Source organism: Paenibacillus provencensis, assembly GCF_042678545.1.
In the GTDB taxonomy this organism is placed as follows: domain Bacteria; phylum Bacillota; class Bacilli; order Paenibacillales; family Paenibacillaceae; genus Paenibacillus; species Paenibacillus provencensis.
Genome location: NZ_JBHTKX010000001.1, coordinates 2147664 through 2168336, shown reverse-complemented (window position 1 = coordinate 2168336; position 20673 = coordinate 2147664). Strand labels below are relative to the sequence as shown.

The 20673-nt window shown below is 45.1% G+C and carries 25 protein-coding genes; all 25 read left to right on the top strand.

Annotated elements, in window-relative coordinates:
• Positions 1 to 90 precede the first annotated feature (90 nt).
• The 25 genes from trmFO to fliR all read left to right on the top strand — a co-directional run bounded on the left by trmFO (position 91) and on the right by fliR (position 20646).
• Positions 91 to 1422, top strand: coding sequence for an FADH(2)-oxidizing methylenetetrahydrofolate--tRNA-(uracil(54)-C(5))-methyltransferase TrmFO (trmFO, locus tag ACFQ3J_RS10375; RefSeq protein WP_251583204.1), 1332 nt, complete (start codon positions 91 to 93; stop codon positions 1420 to 1422).
• An 80-nt stretch (positions 1423 to 1502) separates the two neighbouring features.
• On the top strand, positions 1503 to 2045 hold the full coding sequence (gene hslV, locus ACFQ3J_RS10370; RefSeq protein ID WP_091155111.1) for an ATP-dependent protease subunit HslV: 543 nt from the start codon (positions 1503 to 1505) through the stop codon (positions 2043 to 2045).
• A 40-nt stretch (positions 2046 to 2085) separates the two neighbouring features.
• A complete protein-coding gene (gene hslU, locus ACFQ3J_RS10365) occupies positions 2086 to 3480 on the top strand; it encodes an ATP-dependent protease ATPase subunit HslU (protein ID WP_170862370.1) in 1395 nt (464 codons plus the stop codon).
• A 500-nt stretch (positions 3481 to 3980) separates the two neighbouring features.
• Positions 3981 to 4385 (top strand): flagellar basal body rod protein FlgB, encoded by a 405-nt coding sequence (gene flgB, locus ACFQ3J_RS10360; RefSeq protein ID WP_091159059.1) that lies wholly within the window; start codon positions 3981 to 3983, stop codon positions 4383 to 4385.
• A 7-nt stretch (positions 4386 to 4392) separates the two neighbouring features.
• Positions 4393 to 4842: a flagellar basal body rod protein FlgC gene (flgC, locus tag ACFQ3J_RS10355; RefSeq protein ID WP_091155114.1), complete on the top strand. Its 450-nt coding sequence runs from the start codon at positions 4393 to 4395 to the stop codon at positions 4840 to 4842.
• 45 nt (positions 4843 to 4887) lie between these two features.
• Positions 4888 to 5208, top strand: coding sequence for a flagellar hook-basal body complex protein FliE (gene fliE, locus ACFQ3J_RS10350; protein WP_285850173.1), 321 nt, complete (start codon positions 4888 to 4890; stop codon positions 5206 to 5208).
• Between the two features lie 38 nt (positions 5209 to 5246).
• A complete protein-coding gene (gene fliF / locus ACFQ3J_RS10345; RefSeq protein ID WP_251583206.1) occupies positions 5247 to 6833 on the top strand; it encodes a flagellar basal-body MS-ring/collar protein FliF in 1587 nt (528 codons plus the stop codon).
• An 11-nt stretch (positions 6834 to 6844) separates the two neighbouring features.
• Positions 6845 to 7858 (top strand): flagellar motor switch protein FliG, encoded by a 1014-nt coding sequence (gene fliG / locus ACFQ3J_RS10340; RefSeq protein ID WP_091155120.1) that lies wholly within the window; start codon positions 6845 to 6847, stop codon positions 7856 to 7858.
• The gene (locus ACFQ3J_RS10335) at positions 7851 to 8705 is read left to right on the top strand and encodes a FliH/SctL family protein (protein ID WP_251583209.1); all 855 of its coding nucleotides are present in this window, start codon (positions 7851 to 7853) and stop codon (positions 8703 to 8705) included. The genes fliG and ACFQ3J_RS10335 overlap by 8 nt, the downstream gene beginning before the upstream one ends.
• Positions 8692 to 10011: a flagellar protein export ATPase FliI gene (fliI, locus tag ACFQ3J_RS10330; RefSeq protein ID WP_251583211.1), complete on the top strand. Its 1320-nt coding sequence runs from the start codon at positions 8692 to 8694 to the stop codon at positions 10009 to 10011. The genes ACFQ3J_RS10335 and fliI overlap by 14 nt, the downstream gene beginning before the upstream one ends.
• Positions 10012 to 10022: 11 nt before the next feature.
• Positions 10023 to 10466 carry a flagellar export protein FliJ gene (fliJ, locus tag ACFQ3J_RS10325; protein WP_091155128.1) on the top strand — a complete coding sequence of 148 codons (444 nt, stop codon included), beginning with the start codon at positions 10023 to 10025 and terminating at the stop codon, positions 10464 to 10466.
• A 42-nt stretch (positions 10467 to 10508) separates the two neighbouring features.
• Entirely contained in the window at positions 10509 to 11450 is a 942-nt protein-coding gene (locus tag ACFQ3J_RS10320; protein WP_091155129.1) for a MotE family protein, read from the top strand.
• Between the two features lie 38 nt (positions 11451 to 11488).
• Positions 11489 to 12973 (top strand): flagellar hook-length control protein FliK, encoded by a 1485-nt coding sequence (locus ACFQ3J_RS10315; RefSeq protein ID WP_251583213.1) that lies wholly within the window; start codon positions 11489 to 11491, stop codon positions 12971 to 12973.
• 21 nt (positions 12974 to 12994) lie between these two features.
• Positions 12995 to 13516, top strand: coding sequence for a flagellar hook capping FlgD N-terminal domain-containing protein (locus ACFQ3J_RS10310; RefSeq protein ID WP_244533149.1), 522 nt, complete (start codon positions 12995 to 12997; stop codon positions 13514 to 13516).
• Entirely contained in the window at positions 13513 to 13899 is a 387-nt protein-coding gene (locus ACFQ3J_RS10305) for a TIGR02530 family flagellar biosynthesis protein (RefSeq protein ID WP_091155133.1), read from the top strand. The genes ACFQ3J_RS10310 and ACFQ3J_RS10305 overlap by 4 nt, the downstream gene beginning before the upstream one ends.
• 82 nt (positions 13900 to 13981) lie before the next feature.
• The gene (gene flgG / locus ACFQ3J_RS10300) at positions 13982 to 14797 is read left to right on the top strand and encodes a flagellar basal body rod protein FlgG (RefSeq protein ID WP_091155136.1); all 816 of its coding nucleotides are present in this window, start codon (positions 13982 to 13984) and stop codon (positions 14795 to 14797) included.
• A 62-nt stretch (positions 14798 to 14859) separates the two neighbouring features.
• Positions 14860 to 15084, top strand: coding sequence for a flagellar FlbD family protein (locus tag ACFQ3J_RS10295; RefSeq protein WP_047909714.1), 225 nt, complete (start codon positions 14860 to 14862; stop codon positions 15082 to 15084).
• Between the two features lies 1 nt (position 15085).
• Entirely contained in the window at positions 15086 to 15550 is a 465-nt protein-coding gene (locus ACFQ3J_RS10290) for a flagellar basal body-associated FliL family protein (protein WP_251583215.1), read from the top strand.
• A 47-nt stretch (positions 15551 to 15597) separates the two neighbouring features.
• The gene (gene fliM / locus ACFQ3J_RS10285; protein WP_091155141.1) at positions 15598 to 16596 is read left to right on the top strand and encodes a flagellar motor switch protein FliM; all 999 of its coding nucleotides are present in this window, start codon (positions 15598 to 15600) and stop codon (positions 16594 to 16596) included.
• Positions 16586 to 17863 (top strand): flagellar motor switch phosphatase FliY, encoded by a 1278-nt coding sequence (gene fliY / locus ACFQ3J_RS10280; protein WP_379292744.1) that lies wholly within the window; start codon positions 16586 to 16588, stop codon positions 17861 to 17863. The genes fliM and fliY overlap by 11 nt, the downstream gene beginning before the upstream one ends.
• Before the next feature lie 30 nt (positions 17864 to 17893).
• Positions 17894 to 18259, top strand: coding sequence for a response regulator (locus ACFQ3J_RS10275; protein WP_091155145.1), 366 nt, complete (start codon positions 17894 to 17896; stop codon positions 18257 to 18259).
• 7 nt (positions 18260 to 18266) lie between these two features.
• Positions 18267 to 18785 (top strand): FliO/MopB family protein, encoded by a 519-nt coding sequence (locus ACFQ3J_RS10270; protein WP_091155147.1) that lies wholly within the window; start codon positions 18267 to 18269, stop codon positions 18783 to 18785.
• Entirely contained in the window at positions 18782 to 19540 is a 759-nt protein-coding gene (fliP, locus tag ACFQ3J_RS10265; protein WP_091155149.1) for a flagellar type III secretion system pore protein FliP, read from the top strand. Before ACFQ3J_RS10270 ends, fliP begins: the two co-directional genes overlap by 4 nt.
• Positions 19541 to 19575: 35 nt before the next feature.
• Positions 19576 to 19845, top strand: a complete 270-nt coding sequence (gene fliQ, locus ACFQ3J_RS10260; RefSeq protein WP_047909707.1) for a flagellar biosynthesis protein FliQ — start codon at positions 19576 to 19578, stop codon at positions 19843 to 19845.
• A 12-nt stretch (positions 19846 to 19857) separates the two neighbouring features.
• Positions 19858 to 20646, top strand: coding sequence for a flagellar biosynthetic protein FliR (gene fliR, locus ACFQ3J_RS10255; protein WP_170862371.1), 789 nt, complete (start codon positions 19858 to 19860; stop codon positions 20644 to 20646).
• The last annotated feature ends 27 nt before the right edge of the window (positions 20647 to 20673 follow it).

The window sequence follows — 20673 nt, the reverse complement described above, 5'->3', positions numbered from 1 at the left end:
TAAATGATTAACCGGTAGTACGGGCTGCAGCTTCCTGTATCCAGGGCTCTTGATATAGAGCCCCATGATACATGCAGCGAGGGGGTAAATATGAACGAGAAACAACAAGTAACGGTAATTGGTGCAGGACTGGCAGGAAGTGAGGCCGCTTGGCAGATCGCTAAACGGGGAGTACCGGTGAAGCTGTATGAGATGAGACCCGTCGTAAAGACGCCTGCCCACCACACAAACAAATTTGCTGAACTGGTATGCAGCAACTCACTTAGAGCTAATGGACTAACGAATGCTGTAGGTGTATTAAAAGAAGAAATGAGAATGATGGACTCACTAGTGATTGGCTCAGCTGATCGTAACGCTGTTCCAGCTGGAGGAGCACTGGCTGTTGACCGGGATGGGTTCTCCGGTGAAATCACGAATACATTGCACGAGCATCCGCTGATTACGGTGGTGAATGAGGAGATCCAAGAGATTCCAACGGATGGCATTGTCGTTATTGCGACAGGCCCACTTACTTCGCCTGCATTGTCCGCACAGATTAAAGATCTGATGGGTGAAGAATACTTCTATTTCTACGATGCGGCAGCACCCATTGTAGAGAAAGAATCGATTGATATGAGTAAAGTCTATCTAGCATCCCGTTATGATAAGGGGGAAGCCGCTTATCTCAATTGTCCGATGAATGAAGAAGAGTTTGATCGTTTCTACGATGCTCTGATCGCGGCTGAGGTTGCTGAGCTTAAAGAGTTTGAGAAAGAGATTTATTTTGAAGGCTGCATGCCGATTGAGGTTATGATGAAACGCGGCAAGCAGACAGCGCTATTCGGGCCGATGAAGCCGGTTGGTCTTGTTAATCCGCATACCGGGGAGCTTCCTTATGCAGTTGTCCAGCTGCGTCAGGATAATGCAGCTGGAACGCTGTATAATCTGGTAGGCTTCCAAACTCATCTAAAATGGGGAGAGCAGAAGCGTGTATTTGGCATGATCCCTGGTCTTGAGAATGCGGAATTTGTGCGTTATGGGGTCATGCATCGAAATACCTTTATTAACTCCCCCAAATTACTTGAGCCTACGTATCAGTTCAAGAATCGGAACAACCTGTTCTTTGCGGGTCAAATGACAGGTGTAGAGGGCTATGTGGAGTCTGCAGCTTCAGGACTGATCGCAGGTATGAATGCTGCGAATCTGGCTCTAGGCAAAGACCTGACCACGCTGCCTGTAGACAGTACACTTGGAAGTATGGCCCATTATATTACGACGGCTGACTTCAAACACTTCCAGCCGATGAATGCCAACTTTGGCCTATTGCCGAACCTGGAACAGAAAATTCGCAATAAGAAGGAAAAAAATGAGGCGCTGGCGAATCGTGCGTTAGACAGCATAAGACGCTTCAAACAAGAGCAAGGTCTCTCCACCATGCAATAGCGACATCTTGAGGAAAGCCCGGTAAGTCTCTCAGCGACATACCGGGCTTTTACAATATACGAATCAAGGGAGGTAAATTTATGCAAACTACATTTCATGCGACTACGATATGTGCCGTGCGTCATAATGGCAAGGCGGCCATCGCGGGGGATGGACAGGTTACGATGGGTCAAAGCGTGGTAATGAAAAATACGGCAAAAAAGGTCCGGAGATTGTACCGCGGACAGGTTGTGGCAGGCTTTGCTGGTTCTGTAGCTGATGCAATCACTCTTTTTGAGAAATTCGAAGGCAAGCTTGAGGAGCACCATGGCAATCTGCAAAGAGCTGCGGTAGAACTGGCCAAGGATTGGCGTCAGGATCGTGTGCTTCGTAAGCTTGAGGCATTAATGATCGTAATGGACAAGACGGGTATGTTGCTTATATCTGGAGGCGGGGAGATTATTGAGCCTGATGATGATATTCTGGCCATCGGGTCAGGCGGCAACTATGCTCTTGCAGCTGCAAGAGCACTGAAGCGTCATCCGGCTGAACTCGAAGCGAAGGATATGGCTCGTGAGGCTTTGGTTGTAGCTTCAGAGATTTGCGTGTTTACGAACAGTAATATTATCGTCGAAGAACTGTAAACTCTGAATAGGAACAAGAATAAAGGGAGGTATGTAAATAATGAACGAAGCTTTTACCCCCAGACAAATTGTCGCTGAGCTGGATAAATATATTGTTGGACAGAAGCAGGCCAAGAAATCGGTCGCTGTCGCACTGCGCAACAGATATCGTCGTAGCAGGCTGCCGGAAGATGCACAGGATGAAATTGTACCTAAGAACATACTGATGATTGGACCTACAGGGGTTGGTAAGACTGAAATCGCTAGACGGCTTGCTAAGCTGGTCGGTGCTCCATTTGTAAAAGTAGAAGCTACCAAATTTACTGAGGTCGGTTACGTGGGACGCGATGTTGAATCGATGGTTCGGGATTTAATTGAAACTTCTATCCGAATTGTCAAATTGGAAAAGACGGAAAAGGTCAAAGACAAGGCTGAAGAAAACGCGAATGAACGTATTGTACAAATCCTTGTTCCATCGGCTAGCAAATCGAAGAATCAAAAAAATCCTTTTGAAATGCTGTTCGGCAATCATCAGCAGCCACAGCAAGAGGAAGATCCGGCACAAGATGCTTCTGTTAATGAACGCAGACGCAAAGTGAAATTTGAGCTGCTGGCCGGTCAGCTTGAGAATGATACGATCGAGATTGATGTAGAAGATCACGCGCCTAATATGTTCGATATGTTTGCGGGTCAAGGCAATGATCAAATGGGTATGAATATGCAGGAAATGTTCGGCAGCTTCCTGCCTAAACGCACAAAGAAACGTAAGCTGCCCATCAAGGAAGCCCGTAAAGTCCTCATTCAGGAAGAAGCCGGCAAGCTTATCGATATGGATGATGTGACGCAGGAGTCGATTCGTCGCGCTGAGCAGTCCGGTATTATTTTTATAGACGAGATTGACAAGGTGGCAAGCCGTGGACAAGGATCAGGGCCGGATGTGTCCCGTGAGGGCGTTCAGAGGGATATTCTTCCTATCGTTGAAGGATCGACGGTGATGACCAAATACGGACCCGTGAAGACGGACTATATCCTGTTTATAGCCGCAGGTGCTTTCCATGTATCAAAGCCGTCAGATCTCATTCCAGAGCTTCAGGGGCGCTTCCCGATTCGGGTAGAACTCAGCAGTCTATCCTTGGATGATTTTGTATCCATTCTGACGGAACCCAAAAATGCACTGACTAAACAATATGTTGATTTGCTGAAAACAGAGGATATTGAGATTGAATTCTCTCCAGAAGCAATTCGGGAGATTGCGAACATCGCTGAGTCCGTCAATGTGAATACGGAGAATATCGGTGCACGTCGTCTACATACGATCTTGGAGAAGCTGCTGGAGGACCTGTCCTTTGAAGCACCTGAGCTAACCTTAGACAAGATGACAATAACGCCGGAATATGTAAGAGAGAAGCTTGGTGGAATTGCGAAAGATCGTGATCTAAGTCAGTATATTTTGTAGAATAAAGACTCTTTACAGGGATTTCTCTGTAAAGAGTCTTTTTATTTTGCACATTTTCATCTTAGTGCAATGTTCTTCTTTCATGAGGGTGGTAGATTAAGCGATTTTTGAGTCAAATATGACAATAAATGCGGTTTGTCGCGCTTTTTCCTCCTAAAGTATCATATCATTTTTTGTGAAATCTTAAGTTCGACCTATCTGAATTTAAGAAACTATTATGAAAATATGGAGCTTAGAATGGGACTGAATTTTCATGTGAATGTACATATTATGAAAATTATACACATTAAGTCCTTATTTTTGGCAAAAGATAGGGCTTTTTTCTTATTGTAATAAATGCCCAACTCTAAGAAACTTAGAATATACGACAAATAACTTATTATTTCTACTAAAGACCTAGGAAAAGAGAAAACTTCAGATTTATTTGTCGAAATTATCTGAACTAGGTCTCATTTTTCAAATGGTAATAGTTTATAGATTCTGGAAGGGAGAGAATGAGGATTAATCTTCTGAATGATGTAAGCTTTCGAACATTGCAAGCAGGGGTTGATGCAGCTAACGTCAGACAACTTGCGATTACTAATAATATAGCGAATAGTGACACTCCTTATTTTAAACGTTCTGAGGTTCACTTCGAGCAATTGCTTGCACAGGAAATGCAGGGAACGCCGACTTTAACTGGAAGACGTACGAATGAAAGACATATACCCATTGGTCCTAGTTCTTCCATTCCAGCAGCTGTCACAACAACAGACAACAGTACAGCGATGAGCAATAATGACAACAATGTTGACGTGGATAAAGAAATGAGTCTTCTCGCGGAGAACCAGCTGCGTTATAACTCTTATATTCAACTGGTGAATGAGCATATCAAGATTATGCGCACTGCAACCGAAGGGAGATAGAGCATAAGTGAACATTAGTAAAAGCTTTGATATCAGTGCTTCGGCTTTAACCGCTCAGCGACTTCGCATGGACGTCATTTCATCCAATATAGCGAACAGTGAAACGACAAGAGCAAAGATCGAGAATGGAGAAGCCGTACCTTATAAGCGAAAAATGGTTGTACTGGAGTCGAATCAACCCAGCTTCAAACAGATGCTAGACAATGAAATGCAAGGCGGGAATGTAGGACAGGGAGTCAAAGTAGCAGCAATCGAAGAGGATTCAGCTCCGCTTAAACCGGTATACAATCCGACACATCCCGATGCAAATGCAGAAGGCTATGTGTACATGCCTAACGTGGATACAACAAAAGAAATGGTAGATTTAATTGGTGCGTCAAGATCCTATGAAGCAAACGTAACCGCGCTTAATGCTTCCAAAGCAATGGTGATGAAAGCACTGGAGATTGGACGTTAGAAATAAGCTAGAGAAAAATTATGTATATACATAATCGTGCAGATAATGGGAGGGAAAATCGTGATCGAAAATACCATGTTTAAAGCTTCAGCTATACAAACCCCTAATGTTAACATGACACAGGGCAGTTCAACCCCAACCGAAACCATCAAACAATTCTCTTCCTACCTTGAAGATGCAATCACTCAAGTGGCAGATCAAGAAAAACATGCCAGCGAAATGTCAACTGAGTTTGTCCTTGGCAACGTAAATGTTGATCAGGTCATGGTCGCATCACAGCAGGCTCTCCTTAGTCTGCAACTGACAACCCAAGTTCGAAACAAGGTGATCGAGGCCTACCAGGAAATCATGCGGATCCAAATGTAGTTTTAAGTTTATAGCAAAGTTTCGGATGAGGTGACACAGTGAACGAAAGAATGGCCCAATATAAGGACAAGGTTTCCGCGTATTGGAATAAATTTACGAAAAAACAAAAAGTAATGTTAATTTCTACTGTTTTATTCCTGATCATTGCAGTTGTAATTCTAACGATACAATTCTCCAAGACGGAATATGAGGTTGCGTTTACGGGTCTGGATGCTGGAGATTCTGCCGGAGTTATCAGTTATTTGGAATCAGGCAATATTCCTTTTCAATTGAACGCAGATGGCTCTGAAATTTCCATCCCGAGTACACAAGCGGCCCGAGTTAAAGTCGATGTTGGCTCCCAAGGCTTGATTCAGAATGGATCGATCGGATATGACATCTTTGAACAAGGCTCGTCTGCAATGGGAATGACGGACAAAGAATTCCAAGTGAAGTACGCCAATGCTTTTAATGGTGAAATCGAGCAGATGCTATTAGGCATGCAGGGAATATCAGAGTCTAAAGTCCTAGTTAATCTCCCTAAAGAAAGCCTGTTTGCTTCATCAGCACAGGACAGTGCTTCCGCTTCAGCAGTATTAAGTTTTCAACCTGGATATCAGCCTTCGCAGGCCGCAGTTGACGGATATTTTAATTTGCTAAAAACAGCAGTTCCACATTTGCCAATTGAAAATATTACGATTTCAACCGATCAAGGCGAAGAACTTGTACCTACGGAGCGCGGTGGTGGTAGTGCCCTTGGTGAAGTGCAAGAGAATATGCAGCTTCAGAAGCAATATGAAGAAGACATTGAAAAAACAGTCAGAGAGTTTCTAACAGGTATTACGGGCAGCAGCAACGTAGACGTGCTTGTAACATCTAACCTGAACTTCGACAAAGTGAATGAAACGCAAAATCTCGTAACCCCTGTCGATGAAGAAAATATGAGGGGAATCGAAATCAGCGTTCAGGATATTCAGAGCAGTTATACCGGAGGCAGTTCTGCTGATGGCGGAGTCGCAGGCACCGGGGAAGAAGATGTCGTCAATTACCCGGCAGCCGATGCTTCAACCACAAGCGGTGAAGACAGCTCTTCTGTCATTAATTACGAAGTTAACCGCATTGCCAGAGAAATCGTGCAGAGTCCTTATGTTGTTAAAGATTTAACCATAAATGTAGCTGTTGAAACACCCGGGGGTCAAAATGATGATCTAAACGGTGGAGCATCACAGACAACAGAACAGATTACAGAGGTGCTTAAAAATATTGTCAGATCCTCACTGTCGAGCTCAGGGGTTGAATACACTGAGGAGCAAGTGATTCAGAGAGTATCTGTTACCGAGAAACCGGCGCAGGTGCAGACTCCGGAACAGACAGGAATTCAGCTCACATCCGGCATGATATGGGGGCTGATTGCAGCAGCCGCATTACTGCTCGCAGGCGGTGGATACTTAATATACAGAAGACGGCGCAACAAGGAAGAAGAGTTCGAAGAAGATATTCCGCTCCAGGTTCCTACAGAGTTCCCGTCCATTAATCTGGAAACAGTCACGAACGAAAGCCAAGTGCGCAAACAGCTGGAAACACTCGCTAAGAAGAAACCAGATGAATTTGTTAACCTGCTTCGTACATGGCTAGCTGATGAATAGAGGTGAACGAGTTGGTTAAGCAGGGGAACGGATTAACAGGCCGGCAGAAAGCGGCCATATTGCTAATAACATTAGGACCTGAAGTGTCTGCCCAGATCTTTAAGCATTTGAGAGATGAAGAGATCGAACAATTAACGCTGGAAATTGCAAATGTTCGAAAGGTGGACTCGGGAGAAAAAGAATTGATTATGTCCGAGTTTCATCAAATTTGCTTGGCACAGGAGTATATCTCTCAGGGTGGTATCAATTATGCCAAAGAGATCTTGGAAAAAGCGCTTGGCTCACAAAAAGCGCTGGAGGTCATCAATCGTCTAACAGCTACGCTCCAGGTCAGACCGTTTGATTTTGCCCGGAAAGCGGATCCGAATCAAATTCTTAACTTCATTCAGAACGAGAGCCCGCAGACCATAGCATTAGTACTGTCCTATCTGCAGTTCGAGCAGGCAGCAGCCATTCTGTCCTCGCTTCCGCAAGAAAAACAGGCGGATGTTGCAAGACGTGTTGCTGTTATGGACAGCACTTCTCCTGAAGTCATTTCACAAGTGGAACGGGTTCTGGAACAGAAACTGTCTGCGACGGTGACTCAGGATTATACGAATGCCGGCGGTATTGAATCCATCGTTCAAATTCTGAACGGTGTCGATCGAGGAACAGAACGTACTATTCTCGATTCTCTCGAAATTCAAGATCCAGAGCTTGCAGAAGAAATCAAGAAACGGATGTTTGTATTTGAAGATATTGTTAATGTGGATAACCGTTCGATTCAGCGCATTATCCGTGATATCGACAATGCCGATCTGCAGCTTGCCCTTAAAGTGGCAAGTGAAGAAGTACGTCAGGCGATATTCACGAACATGTCGAAACGCATGTCCGAAACGTTCAAGGAAGAGATGGAGTATATGGGTCCTGTAAGGCTTCGTGATGTGGAAGAAGCACAGACTCGAATTGTTGCAACGATCAGAAGACTGGAAGAAGCTGGTGAGATTATTATAGCTCGCGGCGGAGGAGATGATATCGTTGTCTAATTTGATCAAGTCCTTCCAATATGTGCCTGTGGATACTCACAAACAACTGAGACCTGTTCATGAATATGGCGATAAGCCGCAGGAGGAGCAGATTACGGACAATCTGGATATTACTTCTCATATCGGTCAACAGCCGGGTGTTGATGAGGAGACCCAGAGATTGAAAGAAGAAATGCTTCAAAATGCGAAAGAATTTGCAGAAAGACAAATTCGCGAAGCTGCAGAAGAAGCGGAACACATACTGCAGGAGAGCAGATCACAGATTGAAGCCTGGTGGGAAGAAAAAAGATTGCAGGATGAGCACTTGGTTGAGGCGCTGCGCTCTGAGGGTTTTAAACAGGGGTATGACGAAGGGTGCGACAAAGCAAAGAAGGAACTCCAAGAGCAAGTGGAGATGAAAATGCTTGAAGCTCAAGCTGTGCTAAATGAGGCTTATCAAGCGAAGGAACAAATTATACAGGAAGCTGAGCCTTTCCTTGTAGAGCTCAGCAGTGCCATCGCTGAGAAAATTATAGACAGGCAGCTCGCAGAAGACACGGATCTTATGCTCGATTTGATCAAAAAGAATTTATCTCGCAAACGCGAGCAAGGGGTTATTACACTATGTGTGGCACCTTCCCAGTACTCCTTTGTTCAAGCAACAAGAGAGGAATTGTCCTTCGCCATTGATTCTCAAGCGGAGCTTAAGATATTGCCTGATGCCTCTGTCAAGGATCGCGGCTGTGTCATCCGTTCGGCGTATGGAAGTGTCGATGCGAGAATAGATACGCAATTGACTGAGATCAAGAAGGAATTGATTAGAGTCGCACTTGATCAGGAGGAGCGAGGACAGTATGAAGGTGCTTAGCTCGCACAGATATATCGATCAGCTCAAACATCTGGACCCTATTCGCATCAATGGAAAAGTAACACAGGTTATCGGGCTGATGGTAGAGTCGGAAGGTCCTGACGCCAGCATAGGCGATGTATGCTTCATCTATCCCAGCCAGTCATCCACACCTTTGAAGGCAGAGGTTGTCGGGTTTAGAGACAACAAAGTGCTGTTGATGCCGCTTGGGGATTTGCAATCCATCGGTCCCGGATGTGATGTCGTTGGTACAGGGAAGCCGCTGAATGTACAGGTGGGATCCGAGCTGTTAGGAAAAGTACTGGATGGATTAGGCCAGCCGCTGGATGGTTCCATAATACCTGCGAGAATGCAGCACTATTCCACTTCTAGCGCGCCTATTAATCCGCTGAGCAGACCGAGAGTTCAGGAGCCGATAAGTATTGGCGTTCGGGCCATCGACGGCTTGCTCACGATTGGCAAAGGCCAGCGTGTAGGTATTTTTGCCGGATCCGGGGTTGGAAAAAGTACACTCATGGGAATGATCGCAAGAAATACGTCTGCCGATGTGAATGTCATCGCTCTTATTGGAGAGCGCGGACGTGAGGTGCTTGACTTCATTGAACGGGATTTGGGACCGGAAGGATTGGAACGCTCTGTTGTCATCGTTGCGACCTCGGATCAGCCTGCTCTGGTGAGGATTAAGGGGGCGCTTATCGCGACAACAATTGCAGAGTACTTCAGAGATCGAGGCATGAATGTGATGCTGATGATGGATTCTGTAACGAGATATGCGATGGCCCAGCGTGAGGTTGGTCTTGCGGTTGGGGAGCCGCCAGCTATGAGGGGTTACACCCCATCTGTATTTGCCAGTCTTCCTAAATTGCTGGAACGAGCGGGTACAGGACCAACAGGGTCCATCACGGCTTTTTATACCGTGCTCGTGGATGGTGACGATATGAACGAGCCGATTGCCGATGCGGTTAGAGGGATACTCGATGGACACATCGTGCTCAATCGAGGCATTGCTAACAAAGGACATTTTCCAGCCATTGATGTGCTGGCGAGTATAAGCCGGGTGATGAAGGATATTGCTCCACGAGATCAGATTGAGGCTGCAGAAAATATAAAAAGACTAATGTCCGTGTTCAAGAACTCGGAGGATTTAATCAACATTGGTGCTTATCAAAAAGGGTCTAATGCGGAAATTGACGAGTCTATTGATCGGATCAGAGATATTTGGGATTTTACACGGCAAAAAGTAGATGAGAAAACAAATTTGGATGAGGTTATACAGAGATTGATTACAGAATTCTCAAGGAGATGAACAGGTAGGTTATGAGATTCACGTATCATTTTCAGAAGGTTGTCGATCTTAAATCCACAGAAAAAACGCAAGCTGAATGGCTGCTATCCTCCGCGATTGGGAAGCTGAAATCAGAGGAGCAGCATCTTATGGAGCTGGTTCAAGACAAAGAGGATATGCTCCAAGGCATCTCATCGTCATCTCAGCAGTCACTATCTGCTGCGAATCTTCAGGAAATGAACCGATATATTCATTATCTGGACGAATGTATCAGCCGTAAGAACAACGATGTGGCTTATGCACAAGTGAACGTTAAGAAGAATCAGGATTATCTGAATGACAAGATGCTGGACGAGAAGGTTTGGATGGAAGCAAGAGAAAAAGCAAAAATGCATTTTCAACAGGAAATGCTCCTTCGGGAACAAAATGAACTGGATGAAATGGCAACGGTGCGCTTTGCAGTCAAAGCACGTTAATCAAGAGTAACGTGAGGAAATGCGCCGGAGGAGGTATGAGTGTTGGTAGGCAAGGATAAGGAAGAGTTGGAGCGAGAGTCCAGCAGTGGGTGGGAAAAATTTCTTGTAATCGCAGTCCCGATAGTGTTTACAGCTGTCCTCGTTACAGTGCTTCTCATCGTGCTGAACGGCGACTTCAAGAATAAGGCTCTGGCTTTCTTAAGCCAAATTCCTATTGTGAAGGAATGGATTCCTGAAGAAGCGCTTGATCCTGAATTGGTCAAAGAGAGAAAGCTGGAGCAGCAAATGGAGAGTGACCAGGCTACAATTGAGACCTTGAAAGCAGACCTTGAGGCTGCTGAGCAGGATCTGGCCGAAGCAGTAGCGCAAAAGACAGAGCAAGATAACAAAGTGCAGGAATTAGAAGAAGAAATAGAGCAGTTACAGCAAACAACAGAAAGCAGCGCAGAAGAGGGAGAGGAGAAGGTCGATCCATATGTGCAGGAGATCAGAGACCTGGCCAAGATGTATGGTGAGATGAAGCCTAGTAAAGCGGCACCTATAATTCAAAGCATGACAAAAGAAGAGCAGGTGCAGCTCCTGTCAGAGATGAAGTCGGATGAGCAGATAGGCATTCTAGAGAAAATGAATCCCCAAACTGCTGCTGAATTGACTTCAGCTCTCAAGGAAGTAACAACCTCAGAGGTGAAGGCAATCGCGGCATTGCAATCGAAGCTCGCAGCGAGTCAGCCTGCAGAAGAAACGACACAGACCAATAACAGCAGGAATCTTGACCAGAATGAACTAACTCAAACTTTCTCATCCATGTCGGCTGCGAGTGGTGCTGAGCTTATTTTAGAAATGAACAAGATCAGCTCTGATCGGGCGATAACGATCCTTAAAACGGTGGATGATGCTAAGAGAGCAGAGCTGCTTGACAGCATGTCTGGCATCGACAAAGAAGCTTCTGCCAAAATCCTGAATAGGCTCATGGGCGGTAAATAGAACTTAAATGGCGATTTGAAAGGAGGTGAAAAAATTAAATGATATCTTTCTTGCCGCAAATGGCGATGACACCGACAAGCGAATCGACAATCAGCTCACTCGCAGAAAGCAGCAGTGAAACGGTAATGAGTGCGCAGCCGTCTTTTCTGGAACAGCTTCAGGTATTGATGGGGACTATTTCAGCATCTGGCAGCAGCAAATCTGACGTTAAGCAAACGGGATTGTTTACTTTGTTGGCAGCAGCCGGGATTACGGCTTCCGAGGAAGAGATGAATCTGACACTGCTGGATGAGTCTGAACTGCCCATAGCAGCTGAACAGCTGATTGAGAACCTAATCAAATCGTTGGAAGAATCTAAGGATAAGCTCCTTATGAAGGATTCTGAACTATTAGCAGATTTGAATGCCTGGCTCTCTCAATTCATGAATGCATATTACCCAGAAGCCCAGGCAGGTAGTGATTCGCCGGAATCCACTTCTCAGCAAATGGTTAATATTCTGGCTAATGATCCGAACACGATCCAATATGCAGTCCAAGAGGCATTACAGCAAGTGGTTGAAGCAAGTGGGAAGACGAGTTCAGATGGACAGGTCCTGATGAAGCCGAGCCTACATACAGAGCTGATCACCTCTCTCAACAATCGATTACAAAAAGCAGATATAAGTACAGAGACTCTAGAGAAATTACAGGTCGTAACAGAGCAAATAGCAGCAACCGTAAATATGTCGCCTGATAAGGCTCCTGTGGTCCAAAATTCCAATTCTTCATTAATGGAGCAGCTGCTTCAAGCCGCGGGAGAGGACAGCTCGAGTACAGTGAACAACACAGAGGAGCCCGATCAGCTGATAGACAAGGAAGCAGGAAAGGTTGTTCTATCAGAAGTTTCAAAGACCAGCGTGGTTGAGGAAACCGATTCATCGGCTGCAACCTCAGATGGTGAACAAGGGAAGAGTAACGAGCCTACGACAGCCGGACAGCTTGTACTTCGCAGCGGTAACGTTCAAACCCCAGTTGCAAAATCAGAGCTGGCAATACCTGCGAGGCAGTTTGTTAAGGATATGTCTGAGTTTGTTATTCAAAAGTTTGAGTTCGTTAAACAGAACGGCATAGCGGAAGCGGTAATCTCACTGCGTCCGGAGCATTTAGGTCAGGTGGATGTTCAGTTATCCATGCAGAATGGACAACTCGTTGCCCGGTTTACGACAGAGCAGGTGATAGCCAAAGATTTGCTCGAGCAGCAGATCACTCAGCTGAGAGCTACACTTCAGACTCAAGGGATTCAAGTCGAAAGACTGGAGGTTACACAAAACTCATCTCTATCTTCTCATATGTATCAAGATGGGAGAGGCTCTAATGGACAGTCCGGTGGCGAACGGAGATCCAGGGAACGCGAGCAAAGAGATGAAGATGCCATTCAAGCGGTAGAAATGCAGGATGAGCTTCGAACATGGATAAGGGAACAGCAAGGACTGGAGGTCTTCCCTTCAGCAGAACGTACACAAGGCTTTACAGCCAAAGCTTGATAGGAAGTGAGGTGGTAACGAGTGGCAGACATAATCTCAACATCTAATGTATGGCCGAACTATTCGGCGGGCAATGTGGCCGCAGCCAGCGGAAAATCTACGCAGGAGATGGGCAAGGATCAATTTTTAAAAATTCTAATAACCCAGTTGCAGAATCAGAACCCGATGCAGCCGATGGAGGATAAAGAATTCATCGCTCAAATGGCACAATTCACTTCGGTCGAGCAGCTAACGAATATTTCAGGCCAGCTGGAGAGCTTGGCACAATCTCTAGGTGCAGCGTCCGGATTGATTGGCAAAAATGTAAGCTGGATCGGAAAAGATTCGGAGACGGGAGAATCGGGTGTGCTGACTGGACAGGTTGAGTCCATCTTGATTCGTGACCAAATTCAGTACGCAATTATCGGTGATGAGGAAGTAGCTCTTACAGACATTATACAAATCAGTGACCCAGCATCAGCAGAGGGAGAAGAAATGCAACAGCCAGATACAGAGCTCGCTGTTGAAGAATCATCTGAAGATCAATCCGGTATGCAGGCATGAGTAACATTTTAAGAGTAGGCCAGCTGTATACGGGACCGGTATCGCCAGGAAGCCTTCGAGATGTCAACAAGAAGAGCACGAGCTCCTCAGCGGCAGGAACTTCTTTTCAGGAGCTATTAAATAATGAATGGGTCAAGCTCAGTCAACATGCTTCCAAAAGACTTGCACAGCGTGGAATTGAGCTCGGAAATGAGCAGCTGATGAAGCTTGGTGATGCCATTGATAAGGCGGCAGCAAAAGGAGCAAAGGAAACGCTGGTATTGATGCAGGATACGGCCTTTATTGTGAATGTGCCGAACCGCACGGTTGTAACCGCGGTGAACGGAGGCTCCATGAGTGACAACGTATTTACTCAGATTGACAGCGCAGTAATTATTTCTTAACCGGCTGGCCCTAACGGAGAGCCTTCATGCCGTGGACCGACAGAAGCGGCAAAAATAACTTAACTTGGAAAGGTAGTGCAAAATGCTGAAGTCTATGTATTCCGGAGTATCCGGAATGAGAGGATTCCAAACCAAACTTGATGTGATCGGTAACAACATTGCAAACGTGAATACGACAGGATTTAAATCCAGCCGGGTTATGTTCAAGGATATCATGAGCCAGACAATCTCAGGAACAACTGCTCCAACTGATGAGAGTGGAGGAGTAAATGCGAAGCAGGTAGGTCTTGGAGTGAATGTGGGCTCAATTGATACATTGCATCTTGCCGGCTCTGCCCAGACTACCAATAACCCTACGGATTTACGTTTAGAAGGAAATGGATTCTTTCTTGTTGGTCTTACAGATGGTCAAGAACCTCCTTATCTTACGCGTGCTGGTGATTTTCATGTGGATGCGAATGGCAATCTCTTAACTTCTGACGGTTTGTTTGTCTTTGATTCTGATGGAGCGGCTATCGTGATTGACCCTGAAGTGGTGGCCTTTTCAATCGGTCAGAATGGGATGATCAATACACAGCTTGCCGATGGAACTGTTGCTGCAGATGTTCAGCTAGGGATTGGACTCGTAGCCAATCCGGGTGGTCTTGAGAAAATGGGGGGCAACCTGTACCGCATGACCTTGAATGCCAATCCAGAGGGAGAACTTGAAATCGTTACTGCCAATGACGCTGAAGCAGGTACTGGTGCAATTGTTACAGGGCAGCTTGAAATGTCTAACGTTGATCTTACAGGTGAATTTACGGAAATGATCGTGGCACAGCGGGGTTTCCAAGCGAATTCACGTATTATTACAACCTCTGATGAAGTGCTTACTGAAGTAGTAAACCTCAAGCGTTAATAATTTGATAGCTTAGGGGAGGCGGATTGCTTCCCTTAGGCACTTAAGCAGGAGGAAGACCCATGATATTAGTGACGAGACTTAATGGTTCATCCATGTGGTTAAATGCGCTGCTCGTAGAAACTGTAGAAGAAACACCGGATACATACGTCACTCTCGTTACAGGAAAACGTTTGATTGTATTAGAAAAGGCAGACGAAATCATTAACAAGATCAAAGAGTATAACGGTGAAATAGGCATACATGCAGCAACGATAAAAGTGCAGCAACAAACGGAGGATTCCTAATATGAAGAAGATGTTACCCTGGCTTTCAACGATCATGCTTGGCATTACGCTGATTGTGCTTGCCGCGGTTCTGCTAGTAGATCGATCTAATGCAGATAAGAGTTCAGATCAGGATTTAGCTGAAACTACAGCGACGAAGCATTTATCCGCAGATGAAATCGTAGAATTGACTTCAGAAATTACAGATATCAAGACAAACCTTGCAGGATATACGAATATCGTTCAATTGAACCTCGCTTTCCAGGTCAACTCCAAGGAAGCTAAAGAGGATTTTGAGAAAATCAAGGAAATTCAAATCAAGCCCGCCATACTGCAGAAGCTGGCCGACACCAAGCCTGAGCAGCTTGAGTCTGGCAAGAACCGTGATTTGTTCCTAAGTGAGCTCACAGATCTGATTAATAAGGAATTGCCAAGCGGCAGAGTTATGGAAAGTAAAATAACTTCTATCGTGGTAGCAGGTTTGTAATGCAGCTTACGTAAGATCATTTTTATTTCTGCAAGGGGGTGAGATAAATGGTTGATGTACTTTCACAGAATGAGATAGATGCCCTCCTCGCTGCTCTTTCCTCTGGGGAGATGGATGCTGAAGAACTCAAGAAGGAAGAAACAGCGAGAAAGATCAGATCCTATGATTTTAAACGTGCTGTACGTTTTTCGAAGGATCATATTCGAAGCTTAACTCGTATACATGAAAATTTTGCGAGGTATCTGACCACTTATTTTTCAGCGCAATTACGAACTTTTGTTCAAATTAATGTTGTTCAGGTCGAACAGCTGCCTTATGACGAGTTTATCAGGTCCATACCGAAGATGACGATATTGAATATTTTTGAAGCGGAGCCGCTCCAAGGCAGAATGGTGCTCGAAGTACACCCTAACGTTGCTTATGCGATGCTGGATCGTTTACTAGGCGGTCCCGGGACCTCATCAGCCAAAACGAGTTCTATGACCGAGATTGAAACAACGATTATGGAACGAATATTCAGCAGAGCATTCGACAGTCTGCAAGAAGCGTGGAAGACGGTACTTGATATCACACCAAGAATGGAAGCACTGGAGACCAATCCGCAGTTTATGCAGATTGTATCTCCGAACGAGACCATTGCTCTTATTTCGCTCAGCACAAAGATCGGTGACACAACAGGAATGATTAATTTATGTATTCCGCATGTGGTGGTTGAACCGATCATGTCCAAGCTGTCAACGCATCAGTGGTTCATATCTGAGAAAAAATCGAGAGCACCTGAAGAAGTCGTAGCACTAAAAGAGAGAGTTAAAAAAGCGAAATTGCCGATCATAGCAGAACTGGGCGAGTCGAATATTTCCATAGCAGAGTTCCTATCCTTGAATGTCGGAGATGTCATTACTTTGAATAAGCCGGTTGAAGAAGGGCTGACGATCAAAGTGGGGGAACGGGCCAAATTTATGGGGAGTCCGGGAACACTCAGAGATCGAGTAGCCGTGCAGATAGATGAGATTCTGATTGAAGGAGTTGAAGAGCTTGACGAGTAAAGATTATTTGTCCCAGGAAGAAATAGATGCTCTATTGAAGCAATCTGAATCCATTTCCAGTGGAGAGCCTGTAGTTAAGACAGTTGACGATTATCTCACACCGCTGGAGCAGGATGCACTGGGCGAAATTGGCAACATTACTTTCGGGAGTGCGGCAACAGCTCTGTCCACCTTGCTCGGGAATAAAGTTGATATAACAACACCTAAAATTTCGATAATTAATCGATCACAGTTTGAAGAGGAATTCCCAAAACCGCATGTCACCGTACATGTTACGTACGTGGATGGATTTGAAGGAATTAATTCCCTTGTGATCAAAAAGCGGGATGCACAGGTTATAGCTGACCTGATGCTCGGCGGTGAAGGGAATCCGCAGGATGAGGAACTGAATGAGATTCATATCAGTGCGGTTCAAGAAGCAATGAATCAGATGATGGGATCTTCAGCAACCTCCATGTCCACTTTGTTTAATCGTTTCGTTAATATTTCTCCGCCAAGCATCGACATTTTGAATATGTCCAGCGGCGAAGGGCTTAACAATTTCCCAATGGATGAAACGCTGATTAAGGTTTCCTTCAGATTGCTGATTGGGGATTTGATAGATTCAAACATTATGCAGCTGTTAAGAGTAGATTTTTCGAAAAATATAGTTCATATGCTCATCCACGGATCGTCAGATCCTGCAGAAGAAGCAGCAAATGAAATTGCAGCAGCGATTGAAGAGATTGCAGAACCAGCGGCTCCGGCAGCGCAGCCCCCGGTACAGACTCCCGTGCAGGAGCATCCGAACAGTATGCCTTCTTCACCTGCTGAACCGATGCAGATGCCGGGCACGCCATATCAGGAGCCTTGGCAGGGACAAACGGCGATGCCACCAATGCCGCAGCAAATGCAGAATATGCAATATAACGAACCACAACATTACGGAAATATGCACGCTCGCAGTGTAAATGTGCAACCTGTACAGTTCGCAAATTTCAACAATGGAAATTTTGGGCAGCAAAGCGACAATAATTTGAATTTATTGATGGACATACCGCTTAAAGTCACCGTAGAATTAGGAAGGACCCAGAAGCAAATTAAGGATATTTTGGAACTATCTCAGGGATCGATCATTGAACTGGACAAGCTTGCCGGTGAACCTGTAGATATTCTTGTAAACCAGAAGCTGATCGCTAAAGGCGAGGTCGTTGTCATTGACGAGAACTTTGGTGTACGTGTAACAGATATCATCAGTGAATGGGACCGACTACAGAAAATACAATAAGCACAATTTTTGGGGAGGATTTTAACTAACATGGCAAATCGAATTTTAATCGTGGACGACGCAGCATTTATGAGAATGATGATTCGGGACATTCTGACAAAAAACGGGTTTGAGGTTGTCGGAGAAGCCCAAGATGGAGCACAAGCTATTGAAAAGTATAAGGAGCTTCGTCCTGACTTGATTACAATGGATATCACCATGCCAGAAATGGACGGAATTGCCGCACTGAAGGAAATCAAAAAGATTGATCCTAACGCTAAAGTCATCATGTGTTCTGCAATGGGACAGCAGGCAATGGTAATTGACGCCATTCAGGCTGGTGCGAAGGACTTCATCGTTAAGCCGTTCCAATCCGATCGTGTAATCGAAGCGATTAACAAGACGTTAGGTATTTAATCGATAGATGGAAGCCGCTAGTAGTACCAACACGATGGAAACCAGCTATTATGGCCAGCTGCTATGGGTAATTGTAGTCCTTATTGCGATAATTGCAGCCATCGTGCTGCTCGTACGCTGGCTGGGTCGTAAGAATCAACACTTTTTCCAAAAGAAAGCGATGCGAGTTGTGGGTGGAGTCGGTCTTGGACCGAGCAAGTCAATTCAAATCGTTGAGATCGGAAGTAAACTATATATCCTTGGGGTTGGTGAGGATATCAATGTTATTGATACCTTGGCTGATCCCGAGGAGATCAGTCTGCTAATGAAGCAATTTGAGCTTGAAGGAAGGGAAACAACAACATTATTCTCAACTATCGAGACTCTGAAGACCCGGCTTAATCGAAAAACGACCAAGTCTGAAGAAGTTGATGAAGCTGACTTTAAGCAATTATTTGAACAGAAACTTCAAGAAATGCCAGATCGCAAGGAACAGATGGAAGACTGGCTTCAAGAAGATACTAGAGATCGGTCGAGGGATTCATGAATAAGAAGATTGTAGTTGCATGTCTGTTGTGGGTGTGCCTGACGGTATTCCATGGTACAGAGGCCTTTGCCGCACAGCCGATCCCTGATATTTCTATCGAGTTTGGGAATACGGAAGGCGAAGAACCGAGCACAAGCGCATTATCAATTATTTTACTCGTTACGGTATTAAGCATTGCACCTGCAATTCTCGTATTAATGACAAGCTTTACTAGGATCGTTATCGTCCTGAGCTTTGTCAGAACATCGCTCGGTACGAACCAGATGCCGCCGAACCAAGTACTTGTCGGACTGGCACTTTTTTTGACCTTGTTTATTATGTCTCCAACCATATCACAAATGAATGAAGCCGCACTCCAGCCTTATCTGAGAGGAGAGCTTACACAGACGGAAGCACTGGAGGAGGCAGCGGATCCGATGAAGGAATTCATGTTCTCTCATACAAGAGAGAAGGATTTGCTGCTGTTTATGGAATACACCGGAACGGAAAAACCCGAGTCCTATGAGGATATTCCATTACATGTACTTGTTCCAGCCTATGCCATAAGTGAATTGAAAACTGCATTCCAGATGGGCTTTATGATATTTATTCCATTTTTAGTCATTGATATTGTCGTGTCGAGTGTACTTATGGCGATGGGGATGATGATGCTCCCGCCTGTCATGATATCACTGCCCTTCAAGATACTTCTCTTTGTTCTGGTGGATGGCTGGTATTTGGTCGTAAAATCTCTGTTATTAAGTTTCAGTCCTTGAATTAGGGCGCATCTAGACATTGGAGGCAAGCGGCCATGACATCCGATTTTATCATTGAGCTGGCTGGGCAAGCGATTTTTATTGCACTGGAAATCAGTGCGCCAATGCTTGTATTAGGGCTTGTAGTAGGTCTTATTATCAGTATTTTTCAAGCGACAACACAGATCCAGGAGCAGACACTGGCTTTTGTTCCCAAGATTATCGCGGTACTTGTGGCGCTATTGTTATTTGGGCCCTGGATACTTGCAACAATGGTCGATTTCACATTTAACATTTTGGATAATCTTCATACTTATATCGGGTAGGCATACACAAACATGGAGATGATGCTTCAAGGTTTTTCTGTCGCTCTGCTTATTTTTTGTCGAATTACAGCATTTTTTGTTGCTGCACCTATATTTTCCACTCCGGGGGTTCCAGGGGTATTTAAGATTGGAATATCTTTTTTTATCTCAGTCATCGTGTACCTCACTTTTGGCTTGGGTCAGTCGGTTCCGATGGATGGTCAATATATTCTGCTCATTGTTAAAGAAATTCTGATGGGTCTGCTGCTGGGTTACATTGCACTGCTCATGATTACAGCGATACAAACAGCAGGCGCATTTATCGATATTCAGATCGGGTTTGGGATGGCAAACGTCTATGACCCAATGACAGGCGCGGCCGCTCCTTTGACCGGTAATGTGAAGTATGCATTTGCTGTTCTGTTGTTTCTGACCATGAACGGTCACCATCGGATGCTGGATGCGATTGTATACAGCTATGAGTGGGTACCGCTGATGGGGAATGATCTTTTTAATGCAATCGCAAGCGGGAATATTGCTGAATTAATCATTACAGCTTTCGCTCAGGCATTTATGCTCGCATTTCAACTGGCAGCACCTTTGGTTGTCGCTCTATTTATGACTGATGTCGGTCTCGGCTTCTTGGCAAGAACAGCGCCGCAGTTCAATGTGTTCGTCATTGGTGTTCCGTTGAAAATTTTGGTAGGACTCGCGATGATGCTGGTTACCATACCAGGCCTGTTATATTTATTTGAAAATTTGTTCGCAGTCATGTTTGAAGCTATGCAGGGAGTTCTGGAAGTGATTAAACAGGGAGCTTAAAGCTTGAATCTGCGGGGCGGGGGTTAG